The organism is Methylobacterium sp. E-046, assembly GCF_022829625.1.
Lineage (GTDB): Bacteria > Pseudomonadota > Alphaproteobacteria > Rhizobiales > Beijerinckiaceae > Methylobacterium > Methylobacterium longum.
Window position 1 is genome coordinate 1 of record NZ_JAKSYP010000039.1, and the last position, 18,744, is coordinate 18,744.

Annotated in this window: 15 protein-coding genes and 1 pseudogene; 4 read left to right on the forward strand and 12 right to left on the reverse strand. The window is 67.5% G+C overall.

Features of this window, described 5'->3' with window-relative positions:
* A pseudogene (locus tag MKK82_RS01890) lies at positions 1 to 2,115 on the forward strand (hypothetical protein); the annotation flags it as partial.
* 485 nt (positions 2,116 to 2,600) lie between these two features.
* Here MKK82_RS01890 and MKK82_RS01895 read toward each other — a convergent pair.
* Complete coding sequence (locus tag MKK82_RS01895; RefSeq protein WP_238292472.1) at positions 2,601 to 3,272, reverse strand: Crp/Fnr family transcriptional regulator; 672 nt, start codon at positions 3,270 to 3,272, stop codon at positions 2,601 to 2,603.
* Positions 3,273 to 3,426: 154 nt separating this feature from the next.
* Positions 3,427 to 3,606, reverse strand: a complete 180-nt coding sequence (locus tag MKK82_RS01900) for a DUF1127 domain-containing protein (protein ID WP_238292470.1) — start codon at positions 3,604 to 3,606, stop codon at positions 3,427 to 3,429.
* Between the two features lie 145 nt (positions 3,607 to 3,751).
* Here MKK82_RS01900 and mddA point away from each other — a divergent pair, with 145 nt between their 5' ends.
* Positions 3,752 to 4,486: a methanethiol S-methyltransferase gene (gene mddA, locus MKK82_RS01905; RefSeq protein WP_238292468.1), complete on the forward strand. Its 735-nt coding sequence runs from the start codon at positions 3,752 to 3,754 to the stop codon at positions 4,484 to 4,486.
* Between the two features lie 38 nt (positions 4,487 to 4,524).
* On the opposite strand, the gene MKK82_RS01910 is transcribed toward mddA, so the two are convergent.
* The 7 genes from MKK82_RS01910 to MKK82_RS01940 all read right to left on the reverse strand — a co-directional run bounded on the left by MKK82_RS01910 (position 4,525) and on the right by MKK82_RS01940 (position 12,599).
* The gene (locus tag MKK82_RS01910; RefSeq protein WP_243984467.1) at positions 4,525 to 5,514 is read right to left on the reverse strand and encodes an ABC transporter substrate-binding protein; all 990 of its coding nucleotides are present in this window, start codon (positions 5,512 to 5,514) and stop codon (positions 4,525 to 4,527) included.
* Between the two features lie 28 nt (positions 5,515 to 5,542).
* Positions 5,543 to 7,312 carry a cache domain-containing protein gene (locus MKK82_RS01915; RefSeq protein WP_238292478.1) on the reverse strand — a complete coding sequence of 590 codons (1,770 nt, stop codon included), beginning with the start codon at positions 7,310 to 7,312 and terminating at the stop codon, positions 5,543 to 5,545.
* Positions 7,313 to 7,931: 619 nt separating this feature from the next.
* On the reverse strand, positions 7,932 to 9,641 hold the full coding sequence (locus MKK82_RS01920) for an arylsulfatase (protein WP_238292464.1): 1,710 nt from the start codon (positions 9,639 to 9,641) through the stop codon (positions 7,932 to 7,934).
* A 2-nt stretch (positions 9,642 to 9,643) separates the two neighbouring features.
* Positions 9,644 to 10,621 carry a formylglycine-generating enzyme family protein gene (locus MKK82_RS01925; RefSeq protein WP_373323395.1) on the reverse strand — a complete coding sequence of 326 codons (978 nt, stop codon included), beginning with the start codon at positions 10,619 to 10,621 and terminating at the stop codon, positions 9,644 to 9,646.
* A gap of 77 nt (positions 10,622 to 10,698) precedes the next feature.
* Positions 10,699 to 10,929, reverse strand: a complete 231-nt coding sequence (locus tag MKK82_RS01930) for a hypothetical protein (RefSeq protein WP_238292462.1) — start codon at positions 10,927 to 10,929, stop codon at positions 10,699 to 10,701.
* 171 nt (positions 10,930 to 11,100) lie between these two features.
* The gene (locus tag MKK82_RS01935; protein ID WP_238292461.1) at positions 11,101 to 12,219 is read right to left on the reverse strand and encodes an AraC family transcriptional regulator; all 1,119 of its coding nucleotides are present in this window, start codon (positions 12,217 to 12,219) and stop codon (positions 11,101 to 11,103) included.
* Between the two features lie 89 nt (positions 12,220 to 12,308).
* Positions 12,309 to 12,599, reverse strand: a complete 291-nt coding sequence (locus tag MKK82_RS01940; RefSeq protein WP_238292459.1) for a hypothetical protein — start codon at positions 12,597 to 12,599, stop codon at positions 12,309 to 12,311.
* A 403-nt stretch (positions 12,600 to 13,002) separates the two neighbouring features.
* On the opposite strand from MKK82_RS01940, the gene MKK82_RS01945 reads away from it, so the two are divergent.
* On the forward strand, positions 13,003 to 13,986 hold the full coding sequence (locus tag MKK82_RS01945; RefSeq protein ID WP_238292475.1) for a transporter: 984 nt from the start codon (positions 13,003 to 13,005) through the stop codon (positions 13,984 to 13,986).
* A 312-nt stretch (positions 13,987 to 14,298) separates the two neighbouring features.
* Here the strand turns inward: MKK82_RS01945 and MKK82_RS01950 are convergent, their stop codons facing one another.
* Positions 14,299 to 14,589 carry a hypothetical protein gene (locus tag MKK82_RS01950; RefSeq protein WP_238292457.1) on the reverse strand — a complete coding sequence of 97 codons (291 nt, stop codon included), beginning with the start codon at positions 14,587 to 14,589 and terminating at the stop codon, positions 14,299 to 14,301.
* A gap of 332 nt (positions 14,590 to 14,921) precedes the next feature.
* Positions 14,922 to 15,203 carry a hypothetical protein gene (locus MKK82_RS01955; RefSeq protein ID WP_238292455.1) on the reverse strand — a complete coding sequence of 94 codons (282 nt, stop codon included), beginning with the start codon at positions 15,201 to 15,203 and terminating at the stop codon, positions 14,922 to 14,924.
* Between the two features lie 148 nt (positions 15,204 to 15,351).
* Between MKK82_RS01955 and MKK82_RS01960 the strand changes: the two genes are divergently transcribed.
* Positions 15,352 to 16,257 carry a LysR family transcriptional regulator gene (locus MKK82_RS01960; protein ID WP_238292453.1) on the forward strand — a complete coding sequence of 302 codons (906 nt, stop codon included), beginning with the start codon at positions 15,352 to 15,354 and terminating at the stop codon, positions 16,255 to 16,257.
* Positions 16,258 to 16,303: 46 nt separating this feature from the next.
* Here the strand turns inward: MKK82_RS01960 and MKK82_RS01965 are convergent, their stop codons facing one another.
* The gene (locus tag MKK82_RS01965) at positions 16,304 to 18,730 is read right to left on the reverse strand and encodes a YbcC family protein (protein ID WP_243984469.1); all 2,427 of its coding nucleotides are present in this window, start codon (positions 18,728 to 18,730) and stop codon (positions 16,304 to 16,306) included.
* Positions 18,731 to 18,744: the final 14 nt, after the last annotated feature.

The following is an 18,744-nucleotide window of genomic DNA, read 5'->3' on the forward strand; positions in this document are numbered from 1 at the left end:
AATACCCCGTCCGACTACAAGAACCCGATGTACCTGATGGCCAACCTCGCCACGCAGGACGGCGCGACGGATGTCGGCCAGAACATGAAAATCGATTACATTCGGGCGTACTCGAACGACGGATCCAACCCGACCGTCGCCGCCGAAAAGGTCTCGGCGCCCGACGGTAAAGACCCCGGCATGTACGGCGCGACGGCCAAGCCCACCACAAGCACAACCGAGGCGACCACAGGCTCTACCGGCACCACGAGCACGAGCACGAACTCTACGAGTACGGTTCAGCCCGCGACGAGTGGAACGACGAGCGGATCGAGCGCGGGCTCGACGAGCGCAACCAACATCGGCTCAGGCGGCTCGGCGACAGGCTCGGCGACAGGCTCGGCGACCCCGCCGGCGGCTCAGCCCACGAACGTCAATGTCGTCATCGCCGGCGACAGCGTGGGCACCGCCGACTACAGTGGGTCCGACCCCTGGAAGAACCTCGAGCTGGGCGCTCCCTACACAGTCAAGAACCATTCGGTGAGCGGCATCACCCTGGACACCCAGGCCAACGAAAAGTCGGCCGAGATCCTGGCTGACTTCGACAAAAGCGGCTCGAGCCAGAACGTCCTGGTCATCCAGGCGGCCAGCAACGACCTCCGGAACGATGTCAGCGCCGAGGACATCTACGCCGATACGGTCAAGATGGTCGGCGACGCCCACAAGCAGGGCTTCGGCGTAGTGGTTGGAACCGCCCTGCCCAACGTCGACACGGCCTACAAGTGGGATGCGAGCGACGAAGAGCAGCGTCTAGCATACAACAAGTTGGTGAGGGAGAACTCGGCGGGTGCCGACGCCATCGCCGACGTGGCCGCTGACCCGACCATGGGCAAGAACAGCGCGGTCAACGACACCTCGCTGTACGTGGACGGTGTTCACCCCACCGGTGACGCCACCCGGACCTACCTGGAGCCCATCTACAGCAAGGCCATCTCCCAGGCGGCCGGCAGCTCAAGCACGGGCGCAACGAACTCGACTGGTACGACTGCGGGATCGGCGGTCAGCGCGAACGCGGGCACAACGGGCTCGTCGGGATCAACGACCAGCGCGACAGGCTCGTCCAGTCCAGCAACCACTGGTTCGTCGGGTACAGCGGACACGGCCGCACCCTCCGTGAACACGAGCACCACCTCCACGGGCTCGGCCATCACGAGTGGCTCCGCTGGGACCACAGCTAGCACGACCGGAACCAGCACATCCTCAAACGGATCGGTCGGTAGCACGACGGGGGCACCTAACCCGGTGATATCAGGCTCTGCGAGCACGGGCGGACCGACTGCGGGCTCGACGAGCACGTCTGGCTCAGCCGGAAACACCCCGAGCGTGAGCACCACGCAAGTCGTGACCGCGGATTCGACCGCCTCTGCGCAGGGAGTGGCCCCCAACGCAGCCGGCAACTCAGCCGCCAGCTCGACGACCACCGCTGGCTCGGCCACGACCGTGGATGGCATGGCCAACACCCCCGTGGCCGGGGCATCCACCGGATCATCGGCTGGCAGCTCGATTGGCAACGCTACCGATCATACCATTCCGACCGGAACGACGCATTCGGGGAGCACTGCGGCGCCTCAGACGGTGGCTGGCAGCTCGGCGAGCGCGGCTCAGCCCGCCGCCGTCGATCCTGCGCCGACAACCAGCGGAATTGGCAGCGCGACGGGTGTGCAGAACACGGCAGCTACCAGCCCGGGGGGGACGGCCGCTCCCCCGGCGGCGAATACGACAACCGCGCATCAACCAAGCACCAGCGCTGCCAACACGTTCGGCCACAGCCACAGAGGGGGGCATCCCTCGCATTGGTCACGTGCGGGTAACACCTCCCAACCCTCAACCAATGAGCAGACGAACGCCGTTGGTTCTACAAGCACGCCTCCGGCTGCGGCGCCTTCCAGTGCGGATAGCTCGGCGACCGCCTCCTCAGACGCTAACCACTACTCGTATCAAACATTTACTGCTTCGGAGAAAGCAAGATCCGCTGCGATGGCTTTCGAGCAGAAAATAAACCAATATGAAGCGGCCCACCCTGCTTCGACTGGTTGGGCCAACAAGCTCCTCGAAATGATGCATCATTACTGGTAGCTTGTTCCGCCGCAGGTGCCCGGGCCCATCGATTGGCAAGATCGAAATGGCTCTCTCATAAGCAGATGTCGTTCGGTGCTTCAAAGGGCACAACGGATCTGGAGTCTTGTAGGAGGCTGCAACGGTCGGGCCGAACCTCGAACAGGCTCCGCAGGTCATCGCCGGAAACGTCGTTTCGGCGGTCATTCGTGATCCCTCGTCGTCGCTTCGAGACACGCCGATGGCACGTGAGGCTGCCATTACGGGACCACGATCGAATTGCTGCGGGTCATGCCGAACGAGAACAGCGATCGGCTCGCAGAGGCCTGCAACCGCGGTCTCGGCGCGTTGGTGATCACCGAGGCGCCGGGACCCATCGTCGAGGCCGTTGATCCTGAGGATGGCTCTGATCCGCCCCCACCGCACACTCACTTTGATTGTGGACCACCTCGTGGGGGCCGATCAGATGATGCTGAGGGCTTGTCAGCACCCGTCATCGTGCGCGGTCACGACAAGGCGGCCGAGGCGAGGGCCGCGGGATCGCGTACGACGACGCGATTGCGGTGCAGATCGAGCATGCCCTGGCGCCGCCAGCACTGGAGTTGCCGGTTGACCGTCTCCCGGGTCGTGCCCGCGTAGTCAGCGATGTCATCCTGCGAGATATGGATTTCGCTTCCGAAATCCTGCGCCAGGGCGAGCAGGCGTCGCGCGATCCGCGCGGGCAACGGCATCAGCACCGTTTCTTCGAGCCGGGTGCTGGCGAAGCGCAGGCGCTCGCACAGGAGTTCGATGATCCGCATCGACAGGTCGGCGTGCCGGCCGACGAGGTCGAGCATGTCGCGGCGGCGAACCGCGAACAACTCCGCCGGCTCGGCAGCGACGGCATCCGCGCTGCGCGGCCGGCCATCGAACAGCGCGATCTCGCCGAAAATGTCCCCCGGACCGAGCACGTTGAGCGTCATCCGCCGGCCCGCGCCGGTGCTGACCGTGATCCGGATCTCGCCGCGGCGGATCGCGTAGAACGCGTCCGCCGGGTCGTCCTTCAGGAACAGGGTCTCGCCGCGGGCGAGGCTATGGGTGACACAAAGGTCGGCGACGGCCCGCCGCGTGGTGGACTCGAGGCGGCCGAAGAAGGGGCTGGCGGACAGCAACCGCTCGAACTGGGCCGGATCGGCCACGGAAGTTGCTCCTGCTGGAGCTACGGACCCGAACGGAACCGGAGGCCGGACGGCCGTCCATGGATACCAGAACGCCCGCGAACTCGCCATCCGCCCGGGAAAGGGCGGCGCAGTACCGGAGGCGTGCTGGCCGCGCCGCGGGCGGGCGCGGCCGCTACCGTGCGGCCCTGACGACGGTGACACGCGTCACATCGGACCGGGCGAGGCCGAGATCCGCGAGATCGCGCTCGCTGAACGCGGCGAGTTCGCGCTGGGTACGGCGGCAGTCGAGCCAGAATCGGAACACAGAGAACGCAGCGGCCACCGGATCCTCCTCGGTTGAGGAGACGGCCATGCCCCTTGCGCCGCTCCGCGTCCGTGACGGCGATCACGGACGCGGGTGCCCGGTTGGCCGGATGAAGGTTCGAGCCGCGAGGTACCGGGCCGTGGATCCGGCCTCGGAGCGCCGCCGACCACGCTTCAGTCGCTGGAGTTCTCCCATGTCGCACGCCGCCCGCATGACCTACGCCTTGATCTGCTACGCCGTCTTCCTGCTGTCCTTCCTGTACGCGGTCGGATTTCTCGGACGCGTCTTCGTTCCGAAGAGCATAGACGATGGGTCGATCGTCGATCCGGGGCTCGCCGTCGCCGTGGACGTGTCCCTGCTTACCCTCTTCGCGCTTCAGCACAGCGTGATGGCACGCCCGCGCTTCAAACTCTGGTGGACACGCTTCGTCCCGAAGCCCGTCGAGCGCAGCACCTACGTCCTCCTGGCGAGCCTCGCGCTGCTGCTGCTGTTCTGGCAATGGCGCCCACTCCCGGCGACCGTTTGGTCGATCTCGGACCCGGTCGCGGCGGCCCTCTTGACCGCCCTCTTCTGGATTGGCTGGCTCGTGGTCCTCGCCAGCACCTTCATGATCAGCCACCTCGACCTCTTCGGGCTCAAGCAGGCCCTTCAGGGGCGGCGCCCGACCGCGCCGAGTGAGGCCGCGTTCACGACGCCCCTCCTCTACAGGCACGTTCGGCACCCGATCTATCTCGGCTTCGTCGTCGCGTTCTGGGCGGCGCCGACGATGACGGTCGGCCACCTGCTGTTCGCGGCGGTCGCGACAGCCTACATCCTCGTCGGTATCCAGTTGGAGGAGCGCGACCTTGTCGCCTTCTTCGGTGATCGCTACCGGCGCTATCGGCGCGAGGCCGGCATGCTCTTGCCGCGTTTTCGCAGCGCCCGCTGATCGCGACGGTGGCCGACGAGCCCGCTTGCGTCGGGTCCCTACTCGATCACCACGTCCGCGCTGCTCAGGATCGAGGGCGGCAAGGTCACGCCGAGGCGCGTGGCCGCCCCTACGTTGGCGAACAGTTCAACCTTCGTGACGAGCTGCACCGGCAGATCGCGGGGCTTCTCGCCCCGGAGCAGGCGGCCGGCATAGAGGCCGGCCTGGCGATGCGTCTGCGTGAAGTCGCCCCCATAGCTCATCAGTCCGCCGGCATTGGGAAAGTCGCGGGATTGGGTGATGGCGGGCAGGCCGTGACGGTTGGCCAGCGTCGCAAGATGCGCGCTGCGATAGGCGAAGTAGGGGTCGGAGGTGAAGACGAGGCCGGGCACCCCCAGCCGGCGTGGCGCCGCAAAGAGCGTCTCGAACTCGTCCTCGCGACGGGCCTCCAGCACATGGAGTTGCAGGCCGAGGCTTCCGGCCGAGGCCTGGAGGCCGGCCAGCTGCGAGCCGGCTGTGGGACTGGACGGGTTGACGGCGACGGCGAGGGCGGCGGTCATCGGAAACAGCTCCCGCATGTACTCGAGCCGCTTGTTCGAGACCTCGACGCTCAGGCTCGACACGCCCGTGAGATTGCCGCGAGGCCGAGCCAGATCATCCACCACGCCGAGGGCGACCGGATCGCCGCCCATTTCGTAGACGATCGGGATCGTCTCCGTCGCCGCCCGCGCCGCGAGAACCACGGGCGCACCGCCGGGGGCAACCAGGACCGCGATCCCGCTTGCGGCCAGCTCCTTCGCGAGCGCGGGCAGCTGCTCGTAGCGCCCGTCCGCCCAGCGAAAGGCCATCGCGACGTTGCGCCCCTCGGCGAACCCGGCCTCGGCGAGCCCGCCACGGAAGGCCTCAAGCCGGCTGGCGACGCGCTCGGGCGTCTCGGAGCCGAGATACCCGATCACCGGAAGCGTCGGCGCGCGCGCCTGCGCCGCGCGGGCTATGACGCCGCCGAGCAGGGCGCTGACCGGCCCGAAGAGAATGACGCGTCGCCTCATCCGCCCGCTCCTCGCCAAGCGCACAGCATCACGCCGCCGCGTCCGGCGCCGGCCGAGCGTCGGTTCCTTCACCGGCCGCCACCGCGAAGACGGCAATCGGATCGTCGAAGCCCTTCAGGCGCCGCGTCCCGAGCGACACGAGCGGGACGCCGCTCCCGATCGCCTCGGCCGCCGTGCGGTCGACCAGGATCTCGCCGTCCCGAGCCGAGGCGCAGAGGCGCGATGAGAGGTTCGTGACCGTGCCGATGGCCGTGTAGTCCATCCGGCTGTCGGAGCCGATGCGCCCGACCGTGGCCGGCCCCATCGCCAGGCCGACCCCGAAGCCGAGCGCATGGCCGCGCGCCCGCCAGGTCGCCGCCAGGGCCTGCACCGTCGCCTGCATCTCGATCACCATGCGGGCGGCCCGCAACGCGGGCTCGGGACAGGCCACCGGCGCGTTCACCAGGATCATGACGCCGTCGCCGGCGAGGCTCACGAGCGTCGCGCCGTGCCGGTTCACCGTCCTACCGACAGCCGCGTGATATTCGCCCAGCACGTCCATGATGACGGTCGGCTCGGATCGGGCGGAGAACGGGGTGAAGCCGCGCAGGTCGCCGAAGACGACGACGACCTCCACGCGCTGTCCATCGAGGACGCTGTCATCACCGGTCCGGTCCACGAGTTCGGCGACCTGCGGCGCGAGGAAGCGTTTGAGCCGGTCGATGCGCTCCGAGCGTTCCCGCGAGATCGCGACCTCGCGTGCCATCTGATTGAAGCGGGTCGCGAGCCGCCCCAGCTCGTCGCTCCGCGCGATGTCGATGCGGTGATCGAACTGGCCGGCTCCGATGCGAGACGCGCCGTCCTCCAGCAGCCGTATCGGCCCGGTCATGCGGCCGGCGAGCCAATAGGCGAGCACGGCGGCGAAGCCTGTGCCGGCGAGCAGCAGGCCGAGCAGGCGCCAGAAGGCGGCGCGGATCGGTCCGAACGCCTCAGCGGACGGCTCGTAGACGATCACGCTCCAGTCCGGCCCCTGAACAGGCGCCAGGGCGGCGACCACGGCGCGCCCGGCGGGGTCCGGACCGGCGACCGCGCGCCCATCCTGCGCGAGGATTGCCGCTCGCAGGGCCTGGAAATTCTCGGCCGTCCGGTCCGCGGCGCCGCGCAGGACGAGGCTGATGTCAGGATGCGCGATCAGCCGGCCCGGCCGGTCGAGCACGAAGGCTTGTCCGTTCTCACCGATCCGGATGCCCGCGATGACGTCCAAGATCAGCTTCAGATTGATCTCGGCGACCGCAACGCCCGCCGCGGCGCGGTTCCCCGCTACGGCCACGGTCATGTACGGTTCGGTGTTGCGGTGGTAGGTGACCGGGCCGAACCAGGCTTGCCCGGTCCGAGCCCCCAGAACCGCCGGATCCGCCGATGCGTCATCGCCGCTCTCGACGCGATTGAGGCCGACCCGCGACACGGACAGCCGCTCCTTCGAGGCGCCGTCGATCAGCCTGAGGCTGGTTACCGCAGGGGCGTGGCGCAGGAGACGCAGGGCATCGATGCGCCGCCGTTCGTCGGCTCCCTGCGCCCAGGGCAAGTGGACCATCCAGGCGAGCTGGTTCTCGATGCTGTCGATGAAGATCGCGATACGCGCGGCCGCGGTCCGGGCCTCGGCTCCGAGGAGGTCGTTCAGATGCGCTCTCTGGACCTGATACCCGAACCAAGCCTGACTGCCGCCGGCGGCGAGCAACGGAACGACCACGGCCGCGAACAGGACAAAGAAATACTGCCGGAACAGCGAGCCCCGCGCAGGCATTCGGAAGCGAGGCATCGCCGGATTGATTCCGAGGCGCATCGATCCGCTCCAGGAAAACCCAGCTCCGCCCCCCTGAAGTGTTTCCGAGACGCACCGGGGGCGGCCCGAGCTCGCCGATCAGCGCGCGATTATGTTCCGGACCTGAGTGCGGCGCCAGTCTGCCGGGCGCGTCGCCGACGCTAGCGAGGCTCGAACACAGGTCGAGCCACCTGGAAGGACCCCGCATTCGATCCGAAGCAGAGGGGACTACTACCAAGCTCAAGACTTGGAGTTCCCGATGCCCCCGTGGAACGCTGTCGACGCCAGGGACGACGGGGGAGCTTCGCCGCCGAGATGCGGTTTCTCTTCATAAGCACGCCCACATGTCGCAGATCTGGTCTCGCCCATCCGGTTGAATGCACGCGAAGGCCCTGTCGCCGCGCCGGGATCGATTCATGAAACGGCGACCTTCTCAGGCTCGGATCGGAGCGACGCCGCTGTTGCTTTCGTTGAGACCTTACTGATCCATGGCCAATCTCAATCGGGTCGGCCGGTCGGCTGCCGCGCGCTCGGAAACGCGGGTCTCGATGAGGTATGCTCATCGAGACCCGTCTCAGCCGCCTCGATGCCGCTTGCCAATGCGAGCTTCCATCGCTCACTTCGCCAAGGCTGACCGGGCCGCCTGGATTTTCGCCTTCACCGCTTCGAGGTTGAAGCTCGCGCCCTTCTGCATCGGCGGAAACTCGATCGCGGTCATGGCGAGCTTCTCCACCTCTTGCTGGACGAAGACGTAGCGCCAGAACTCATACAGGAACCAGCTCATGTAGTTCTGCGCCCCGGCCTTGGTCCCGTTGTCGGGCCAGCCGGTGCGCTCGAACGGGTCGAGCCGCAGGTTCGTGATGTAGGGCACATCGGGCTTGGTCTTGTCGCCGAGCCACCCTCCGGGCTGGTCGATGAAGCGATACTTGTAATCGCCGATCCGCACGGCACCGAGCTCGCTCTCGCCGAAGTACCAGACCTCATTGCGCTTCGATGGACCCTTGCCGGTGATCATGTCCAACTGATTGTAACCGTCGAGGTGCACCTTGTAGGTCTGGTCGCCGATCGTCTTACCCTTCTTGAGCTCCGCGCCGATATCCGGGTTGCCCGCGGCCGCCACGAGGGTCGCGAACCAATCCAGGCCGGACATAACACCATTCTCGACCGTGCCCGCCGGCACCTTGCCCGGCCAGCGAATCATCGCCGGGGCGCGGAAGCCGCCCTCCATCACGGTGCCCTTCGACTGGGCGAAGGGGGTCTGCCCCCCATCCGGCCAGGTGAAAACCTCGGTCCCGTTGTCGGTCGTGAAGACCACGATGGTGTTGTCGTCGATCCCTAGGTCTGCCAGCCTCTTCATCACCGCACCGACGACGTCGTCGAGCTGCGCCATGCCGGCTTCCTGAATGCTCCAGCCGTTCTTGGAGTTACGCGTCGCCTGATACTTCTGCGACAGGTGCGTGGTGACGTGCATCCGGGTGGGGTTGAGCCAGACGAAGAAGGGTTTGCCGTCCGCCTTCGCCTTGTCGATGAATTCGAGCGCCAGATCGCGGATCTCTTCGTCGATCGTTTCCATCCGCTTCGGGTAGAGCGTGCCGGCATCCTCGATGCGCTGCTTGCCGACTTTGCCCCACCGGGGATCGTCCGTCGGGTCGTCGACGCTGGTCGCCCACGAATGAACCATGTTGCGCGGGCCGACCCTGTTCAACAGCTCCTGCGGGTAAGCGGGATGGGCCGGGTCCTCCATCGCGTCGAGGTGGTAGAGGTAGCCGAAGAACTCGTCGAAGCCGTGCACGGTCGGCAGGAACTCGTTCTTGTCGCCAAGGTGGTTCTTGCCGAACTGGCCGGTGGCGTAGCCCATGCCCTTGAGCGTCGTGGCGATGGTCACCGCCTCAGCCGGGATGCCGATCGCAGCGCCGGCTTGGCCGACGGTTGTCATGCCGGTGCGGATCGGCAGCTCCCCGGTGATGAAGGCCGCGCGCCCGGCCGTGCAGCTCGCCTCGGCGTAGTAGTCGGTGAACAGCATGCCCTCGGTCGCCAGCCGGTCGAGGTTGGGCGTGCGTCCCGCCATCATCCCGCGGTGGTAGGCGCCGATGTTCCAGATGCCGATGTCGTCGCCCATGATGACCACGATGTTGGGTTTCTGTCCGGCTGCCGAAGGTTGCGGCTGGGTTTGCGCCTGGGTCTGGGCGGTCGCGGTCGGCGCGGTCGACACCAGCGCAGCGGCCGCGAGGGCCGAGGTTCCGGTGAGAAGGATGTTCCGGCGGTTGAAGGCGCTCTGCGCGGCCGGGCTCTCTTGATGCCTCGCGTGCGTGTCGTCGTGACTCATGGTCAACTCCTGTCTCTCGCGATGCACCGGAAGCCGACGTGGCTCATTGAGGTATCGACTGGCTGCGCGTGGCGGGCCGCAGGCCGGTAGCGGCGGCAATAGTTGGGCGCGCAGAGATGCGAGCCACCTTTCACGACCTTGCACGGGATCTTGCTGCGCGGGTTGCGAGGATCGATACTGTCCTCCTCGCGGGCACCGTTTGGGTTTACGGGAATGCAGCAGGCCTTCGTGGCATCGGCGGCGTGCTTCGACGCGTAGAAATCGCAGGTCCACTCCCAGACATTGCCGATCATGTCGAACAGGCCGTGGCCGTTCGACGGAAAGGCGGTGACCGGGGAGGTGCGCGTGAAACCATCCTCGGCGAGGTTCTGGTGCGGAAAGAGGCCCTGCCAGGTATTGGCCATGTGCTGGCCAGCCGGCACGAAAGTGTCGCCCCAGGCGAACTCCGCGCCGTCGAGCCCTCCGCGGGCGGCGTATTCCCACTCGGCTTCCGTCGGCAGGTCCTTGCCGGCCCAGCGGGCGTAAGCCTCGGCGTCCGCGTAAGCCACATGGACCACCGGGTGCTCGTCGAGCCCCGCAATCGAGGATCCGGGACCGAGGGGCCTACGCCAATGCGCCCCGAACCTGAGCCGCCACCACGAGCTCGCGTCGCGCAAATCAACGGCGCACTTCGGTGGCTTGAACACGAGCGAGCCCGCCTGCAGCCTGTGCGGCAAGGCCCCGGGATAGTCTTTCGGGTCCGGCCGCCTCTCCGCAACAGTCACATGCCCAGTCGCCCAAACGAAGGCGCGGAACTGCGCGTTGGTGACCGGCGTGCGGTCCATCCAGAAGCCGTCGATGGTCACACGGTGAGCCGGTGCTTCCTCCGCGTAGTGCCGATCCGAGCCCATGCGGAACGTCCCTCCGGGGAGCCGAACCATCCCGGTGCGGTCCCGGGGCGGCATCGCGAGAGCGGGACCATCACGGAGACCGGACGACATGCACTGCTCCCTTCGGCGCGCTCCCGGATGGGAGCGCAGGCCATGAGACGCTCAGGAGGCGGTGTCGGGACTCAGCATCACCAGCGCCGGTAGCGACGGACGCCGACCATGCGCGGCCCGTAATAGCCTCGCCGGACGACCCCCACCGCGCGCGGGCCGTAGACCCCGCGCCGGACACCGACGGCGCCGCGCGGGCCGACGCAGCCAGCCCGGTAGACGCCGCGGGCGCACACGACGGCGTTCGCCTCCGTCGGGTAGTATGCGAGCAGTCCTGCGAAGAGACCGAGAACGACCAGGACGACCTTCATGACGAGCCCTCCGTGCGCTGCCGGCCTGACCACGTCGCGCGCCAAGCCGGATCGCAGCAGCCATCACGATAACCCGCGTCCGCACAGGTGCTTGATCGTGCGTGACACGAACTCAATTTTTCGGGACAGATAGGGAATTCAAAACAAGTAAAACTTCCGTCTTCGCGATCTTCACGAACTGGCAAACCGGCGGTGTTCCACGCGCCAAGCGCTCGGAGTCTGACCGGACCAGCGGCGGAACGCGCGCGTGAACGCCGAGGCTTCGGAGAAGTCGAGGGCTGCCGCAATCTGCGCGAGGGGGATATCGGTATGATCGATCAGCTGGCGGGCGATCTCGAAGCGACCCTCGTCCGCCATGATGCTGAACGCGGTCCCCTCCGCGGACAGGCGTCGGGCCAGTGTCCGACGGTGCATCGCGAGTAGTCCCGCGACTTTCTCGGCGGAGCAGCCGCCGCGCATCAGCTCGGTGCGGAGCAATTGCCGGAGCCGTGCGACGAAGTCAGGGGCGGACCCGCGCGTTCGCTCTTGAAGCTTGTCCTGCAGGGTCCGCAACAGCACAGGGTCGGCGCCTTGGAGGACCCGGTCGAGATGGAGAGCGGGGAAAACGAGGGCTGCGGCCTCGCGGTTGAACCGGACCGGGGCCCTGAACAGGCGACGGTAGGTCGGCTGATCCTCCGGTACGGCGCGCGGGAGGTGCACCTCCGTCGGGGACCAGTCCCCGCCGCAGAGCGCCCGCATGACGTTGGTGGCGGCCGCGGCGGCGGCGTCGGCAACTTGGTCGGCGCAGTCCGTTCCTGGCTCGTAGACCACGCAACTCCAGATGGCCGTGCCGTCATTGGCGGTCAGCGCCGTCGTGGCGCCCATGCATTGCATCTCCACATGACGGATCAGGCTGCGCAGGGCATCGCCGACGGTCTCGGAATGCAGCATCAAGGAACCGACGAGGCCGAGAGCGGGCAGCTGGACCCTTTGGCCGAGAAGGAGCCCGAAATGGGGGCAGCCGGTGCAGGCGCCCGAGCGCGCGATGAGCGCACAGAACGCTCCCAGTGGGATGATCGCGTTCGGGTCTGTCGACATGGCAGGGTCCAGGCCCGCGGCCCGGAAGACGGGGGCGGGATCGGCGCCGAGTTCCCGCAGCACGGAGGCGATCTCGCCCGCGACGCCCGGCAGGATGGAGCCCGATGGGGGTCCGGGCGGATCGATGCTCTGGATGTCCCAACCCGACCCCGGAGCTTTCAGCCCCTCTGGAACGGTCGAAGCCAGCACCACGGCGTGGGAATGGGGAGCCATGGGTCCACTCCAAGGGATCAGGTCATCGTCTGCAGGAGTGTCAGCCTGCGGCGTCTTCGCGCCATTCAGGTCCGGGACTACGTCGCCGGCTACATTTGCAGGCACGTCAGTAGGGCGACGTAACTCGGGGGTCCCCCGATTCTCGCCACCCGCACGCAGGCGTCGCGACGTTGCGCATCGAAGCCGGCCCATAGCGGTCCCAACTGCGTGCGCGCCTGCATCTCGTCCCGGACGCAGTTCCGGTCCGTGGCCCCGGCTGCATCGCCCTGCAGCGTAGGGGCCGCGCGGCACATCGCTTCGACGTCGTAGCGGGGAAGCTCTTCGCCCCAGGCTGCCGAGACGGTCAGGGTGATCAGGGCCAAGCTTACGGTGCGAAGCATCGGACGGCTCCCGGTGCGATCAGAGCGGCCACTCTCCCGCTGGAAGGCCGATCGCGTGTATCTGCGAACTGATCACATCCGGATCAGGCGATTTGCTGCGCGATGCCTCGGTTCGCGGTCGCATCATGGCAGGGCCGTCCCGGCCGGAGCTCCACTATATCACCGCCGAGCGATCGGACTTGATCATATGTGACAGCTTCCGGAAATTTTAGGCGGCCAGATCGTCGACAGAATTTGAATTCGCCAGTCGAAAAACTCGCACATCGTCGCGCATTGCACCGAAATCAGTGTGCTCCGGACCAATCACGGCGCTTGAAAGCCTGCGCAGGTCGTGCAACCTTGGCAGTAACGGCTGCGAAAACGGGTCATGGCCATGTCGATCACTTGCCGGTCGTTCGGCGCGATGCTCCTGTGCACCGCGGCCCTGATCGCCTCACCGGCCGCGCGCGCGGCCGAGTCGGCCCAGGGTGTTTACGTGCTGGGCAACCGCGGCCCCTTGGCGGGCGTGACGCCGCCGCCAGGGTTCTACTTCGAGAGCGAGACCTACTTCTATTCGGGCAATCTCGGCGGCGGACGCAGCTTCCAGAGCGGCGGCGTCGTCGCCGCGAACGTCAAGCTCGACACAAGCGCGAACTTCGCGACGCCGATCTGGGTCACCCCTGTCGAGATCCTCGGCGGCAATCTCGGCTTCTCGATCACCATCCCGTTCGGCACACCCAACGTCAGCGCCGGGGCGGTCCTGTCTTCGCCGCGCATCGACCGCATCATCGCCGGGCGCGAGCGCGATGCCGTCTTCAATGTCGGCGACATCTATCTCGCCTCATTCGTCGGTTGGCATTCGGGCAACTTCCACTGGAGCACGACCATCCTCGGGGTCGTTCCATCCGGTTCCTACGAGACCGGACAGTTGTCCAACATCTCGCTCAATCGGCCGGCCCTGGACCTGAGTGCGGCGTTCACCTACCTCGATCCGCTCCTCGGCTACGAGCTCTCGGTGGTGCCGGGAGTAACCTTCAACTGGATCAATCCGGCGACCCAGTATCTCACCGGCACCGAGTTTCACCTGGAATGGTCGGCCTCGAAGTACCTGAGCCAGGAACTCTCGGTCGGCATGGTGGGGTACTTCTACAACCAGCTCACGGGCGATAGCGGACGGGGCGACCGGATCGGGCCCTTCAAGGGCAGGGTCACGGCGCTGGGTGGCCAGATCGGCTACACGTTCAAAGTGGGGGTGATCCCCGTCTCCACGAACGTGAGGGTCCTGCGCGAGTTCGATGTGACCAACCGGTTCGCCGGCACGGCAACCTACCTGACCGTCTCGGCCCCGCTCTGGGTGGCCCCCCCCAAACCCGTCGTCGAGAGCCGGCCGGTCGTTGCCAAGTTCTGATGACGCCATGGGGTGGAGCGCCGAGCCACGGGGGCTTGCCAGCGGCCTGCCCTACCGGCAACCGGACAGGGCCCGCCCTGATGCGCGGAGGGGTCGACCGCGCGCACGCGCCCGTCGAACATTTCATGCGCCGCCGAACCGGCGCCCATGATCGCGGTCTCTGCGGAACTTCTGCTTCCGACGCTGCCAGACGCCGAGATTCTCCTGTACAGAATTCCCGGCCCTGTCGCGCCGGCCGCTGGGCTCCTGTCTTCGAGGATCGTCGGAGCCCTGGACCTCGTCCGACAGCTCAGAAAATCCTGATGGCCGCGTTCAATGTGAGGCGATCACGTGGAGACGACACACCCGGTCAAGATCGGGATCCTCTACGATGCTGAGATCGATCGGACCGAGTTCGGGAAAGGTCACCGCGAACAGATACCAGATCGGGGCCGACTCGCCGGCATACGACCGCTCAATGGCGTCGACGCCCATCCGGAGTCGACGGAGGCTGCGCGAAGTCAGTGTGCAGGCCGGATAGCGGCAAGCCGGCTCGCGCGCATGGAAGGCCGACTGATCCCGCCAAATGTGCCAGCCTCGGTATTCCTGCTGCCATCGGCTCACGGATTCCGAACTCCGCTTTCCAGTCCAGTCACCCGACGAGAAGCGCCGCCCGCCTCAGAGCAGGACGCCGTCATGCGTTCTCCAGGGCCGCTCCCTGGTCTTGGTGGGGAGCATGCCCCGGGGCCCGGGCGATCCGGCGATCTTGTCGGGGTCGCCGAGTTCGCTGCGGACGATGATCTCCACCGCCGCTCGGTACCCATCGGGCGCTCTGCGCGGTCGGCCACGCGTATTCCACCGGGGTCACGATCGGGATGCCGCAGGCGTCGCAGTGCAGGCCCCATCCCTCGCATCTCGAGAGATCCATTCGCGCCCCGCGTCGCGATCACGTCCGGTCAAGCGCTCCGGCCTGGAAGCCCATCAGGACATAGATCGAGCTCGCGCGAGACCTCCTGAAGGTAGCGCTCGATTCTCAGGCGGCTCAGGTTGTCCCGGCCTTCGACGATGACCGTGGGCCGAAAACCTCGTGAATGCATGTGTCGGAGAAATTGCTCGGCCAAGATGCAGATCTTGCGGGTGTTGCCGGCACACGTGTGAACATCGACGTCGCCGATTAGAAAACGCACCGTCGAATCGAGGTGCTTCGCTCCACCGAGATCGTTGTCAGGTAAGGCCACATCGGTCTCCCCAGCGCTTCAGCGAACCGGCCTCTCACGCGTTCAGCAGGTTTGTCGGGCCATGTTCAGGAGAAATATTAAGGTAACTACCCTCCCTGTAGCAAATTCAAATATTGCTGCGGATCCTTCGCATCTGTAAATACGAATCATGACGGCCCTGAACTACCATCACTTGCGCCTGTTCCACCGCATCGCGCACGCGGGAAGCCTCACCCGGGCCGCGGAATTCCTGAACCTGTCGCAATCCGCCCTGTCGGTTCAGTTGCAGAGGCTCGAGCAGCAGCTCGGACACGACCTGTTCGAGCGCCGCGGCCGGAAGCTGATCCTGACTGAGGCCGGCCGCATCGCCCTCGACTACGCCAATACGGTCTTCGAGACGGGCGATGAGCTGATCAAGGTCCTGCAGGGACGGCCGCACACGGCCCAGCACGTGCTGCGTGTGGGCGCTCTCACGACCCTTTCGCGTAATTTTCAACTCGAGTTCCTCAGGCCCGTGATCGGGCGGCCCGATATCGAGCTCGTGCTCCGCTCGGGCACGATGCATGACCTTCTGACCCAGCTGGAGATGCACAGCCTCGATGTGATCCTCGCGACCATTGCGGTTCGGCGGGATGCGGCCACCGACCTGCACAGCCATCTCATCGCCGAGCAGCCGGTAAGCTTGGTCGGGCGGCCAAGGCCGGACGGGCAGCCGCTCCGCTTCCCGGAGGCGCTCCGCACCGTTCCCGTCATGCTGCCCAGCCTCGACAGCGAGATCCGGGTGGCGCTCGACCGCGTGCTGTCCCTGGCAGGCATCCGTCCGGTCATCCAGGCCGAAGTCGACGACATGGCCATGCTTCGGCTGCTGGCGCGCGAGGGCGATGGCGTCGCGGTTGTGCCCCCCATCGTCGTTCAGGACGAGTTGCAGGCGGGGCTGTTGATCGAGCACTGTCGCATCCCGGACGTGACGGAGCGCTTCTACGCGATTACCCAGACGAGACGCTTCCCCAACCCGCTGCTGCGCGACCTGGTCACCGTCAGCCGATCGCCGCCCGCGGCGCCCGACGCCGGGTGAGCTGGCGGCGATCCGGAGTCGGGCGCCGCGGGGGCGTGCCCGGGCTTCACCCCGCAGCTCTCAGCGCCGAGCCCGACGCGACAGCGGGCGTTCCGGAGACGCCGGTCCAGCGCAGGTCGCCGACGTAGCGCCACGCCATCCGGCCATTCTCGTCGAGGGCGAACAGGTGGAGCCAGCGATTGTCGAACAGGGCGCGCACCTCCGCGTGGCGATGCAGGATGTCGGCGATCGCCTCGCGCGGCGCCTCGATGCACACCGTCAACCGCAGGGGTTCGTGAACGTAGCCTTCGCCGTCGTGCACCGCCTGTCGCGCGAGGCCGCCGCGCAGGGGACCGCTGTTCCCCTCCAGGACACCGATGCCGCCCGTGACGTTGTGCAAAAGCTTGTTGCCACATCCGAACAGATCCGGCGCGACGGTCGAGCCGTAGTATTGGAGGCTGATCCAGCTCGCCACCACCACCGGCGCGGTGAGGATCAGCTCAAGGATGCCGAAGCCGGTGTCCTGTCGCCAATCGTATTCGTGCAGGAAGGCGCGGCCGCCGAGCGACCCGCCCGCCGTGCGGTGACGCGGCGCGGCGATGAACGCGCTGCACCCGGCCAGCCCCCATTCGGGGCGCGTCTCAGCCCAGTCGCGGCTCCGACGCGCGACGGACCGGCCGTCCGCGGTGCGGGGCAGGCGCAGCGCCCGTTCCCCGCGGGCGATCACGCCCGCCGCAGCGAGCCAAGCCCTCACACGATCCAGGTCCCCCGACGCGCTCGTCCGCGGGAGATCCGCGGCGTAAAGCGTGATGTCGTCCGTCGTCGTGTCGTGGAGGGCCGCGACGAAGACCGTATCGACCGGCACGTCCAAACCGCCTTCTCGGAGCGCGATCCGCACCTCCGCTTCGTTGAGAAGCCGCGCCAGCAGCCGGGCATTCACCTCACCCGAATATCCCCCGCAGGCCCCGCAATGCAGTGCGCTGGCATGGGGATTGTTGACCACGTTCGCCCCATGGCCGACGAGCAGCACCACGGGGGCATAATCCGTGGTCAGCGACATCGCGCGCAGAACGTTCGCCGCGATCGTGACCCGGGACGGGAGGTCGAGCGCGGGGTCGAGTCGCGGTGCGGGCTCGCCGCCTGCCGGCCTTTGGGTCAGGCCCAGCGAGTCGGTTACGAGCGTGCCGAGATAGAGGAGTCCGGCCGCCTCGACGAAGGCGAAGGAGGACACCGCCGCCTGCCGGAAACGGCCCCAGGCCCGCTGGGCACGCGCGGCGACCCTCGCGGCCTGATCCGCGCGCGCGACGCCGGGACCGCCGGAGCAGGTATGCAGGCTCGGATTCAGGAGAACCGGCAGCCGCCGCTCCTCGATGTCCGAGGCGAACCCGCGATGCGCGGTCGGCAGGCCGAAGAAACCCGCGAAGCCAAGGGTACGGATCCGGGGTTCCAGCCCCTCCAGGGCCCGACGAAAAACCTCCGAGCGCACATCGATGCAGAACGCGGCCTGCAGGATCGGGCGTCCGCCCGCGGGTGCCGGTGAAGCGTCGGCGAGACAAGCGGCAAGCGCGCGCTGCGCGGCGCGCTCCGCGGCGTCCTGCAGGACGCTATCGACGACTTGGTCACGCGTCGGCCGGGCGGGAGTCGCATGCTCGGCCGCCGCGGCCGCCCAGGCGCCGCCGATCCGCCCCGCGTAGCGGGCGAACAGCGCCTCCTCCCAGATCACCTGGATGGCCAGCAGGTCCCTCAGCATCCCGTCGGATCCGCCGGCGAGCTCCGATTGCCACGCCCGGTAGCGGGCATACTGGGCCCATCCGCCGAGCGACAGCAGCATCTGGTGGAAGTAGCTCGCGAGGGCCTCCGGGCTGAGACCGAGCCGGGCCGTCGCCCGCGCGAGGGCGGGCAGCGTTCCGTCGGGCACGTCCGAGACGTGGCGCGCGAACCCGTTCAGCCCGGCGATCTCCGGGGTCAGGTCGTGGACCGCCCACGACCGCCAGAGCGCGAGGGCGCCCCCGCCGGACGGTGCGGCCCAGAGGGCTTGCCCCTCGTCGAAGTAGCCCGCCGCCCAAGCGGTGAACCGGTCGGCGATCAGGCCCGGCCAATCGATTCCGGAGGCCTCCGCACACAGGGAGGCCACGGTCGGCACGGCTCTGACCGGGGGCGCCTCCGACTCCGAAGCCGCCTTCAGCGCGGCGAGGTCGGCCGGCCGCAGTCCTGCGGGCGCGTCCGCCAAGGCATCCCGGAGATCCTCGTCGGTGATCGATCCGGAGGCCACCCTGTCGCGGTACCAGCCGCGCGGCATCGTGACCGCGACGCCGCGCGCCCGGGCCAGCTGCGCCGCAGCGGCCCAGAGCGGCTCGCCGGTGGATCCGAGGAACGGATTGACGGCGACGCTGGAATTCAGCGGCCAGAGCGGTGGAATCTGTCGACCCGCGGAATCGGCCGCGACCTTCACGCGCTCGTGGGAGGTGGGGAGGGAATGGACGATCTCGATCATCGTGGCATCTCCGA

Coding starts and splice junctions, on each gene's coding strand:
- MKK82_RS01935 (WP_238292461.1), bottom strand. CDS start 12,219: ATGGCTCCCCATTCCCACGCCGTGGTGCTGGCTTCGACCGTTCCAGAG.
- MKK82_RS01965 (WP_243984469.1), bottom strand. CDS start 18,730: ATGATCGAGATCGTCCATTCCCTCCCCACCTCCCACGAGCGCGTGAAG.
- MKK82_RS01915 (WP_238292478.1), bottom strand. CDS start 7,312: ATGCCTCGCTTCCGAATGCCTGCGCGGGGCTCGCTGTTCCGGCAGTAT.
- mddA (WP_238292468.1), top strand. CDS start 3,752: ATGTCGCACGCCGCCCGCATGACCTACGCCTTGATCTGCTACGCCGTC.
- MKK82_RS01925 (WP_373323395.1), bottom strand. CDS start 10,621: ATGTCGTCCGGTCTCCGTGATGGTCCCGCTCTCGCGATGCCGCCCCGG.
- MKK82_RS01940 (WP_238292459.1), bottom strand. CDS start 12,599: ATGCTTCGCACCGTAAGCTTGGCCCTGATCACCCTGACCGTCTCGGCA.
- MKK82_RS01910 (WP_243984467.1), bottom strand. CDS start 5,514: ATGAGGCGACGCGTCATTCTCTTCGGGCCGGTCAGCGCCCTGCTCGGC.
- MKK82_RS01930 (WP_238292462.1), bottom strand. CDS start 10,929: ATGAAGGTCGTCCTGGTCGTTCTCGGTCTCTTCGCAGGACTGCTCGCA.
- MKK82_RS01920 (WP_238292464.1), bottom strand. CDS start 9,641: ATGAGTCACGACGACACGCACGCGAGGCATCAAGAGAGCCCGGCCGCG.
- MKK82_RS01900 (WP_238292470.1), bottom strand. CDS start 3,606: ATGGCCGTCTCCTCAACCGAGGAGGATCCGGTGGCCGCTGCGTTCTCT.
- MKK82_RS01945 (WP_238292475.1), top strand. CDS start 13,003: ATGCTCCTGTGCACCGCGGCCCTGATCGCCTCACCGGCCGCGCGCGCG.
- MKK82_RS01960 (WP_238292453.1), top strand. CDS start 15,352: ATGACGGCCCTGAACTACCATCACTTGCGCCTGTTCCACCGCATCGCG.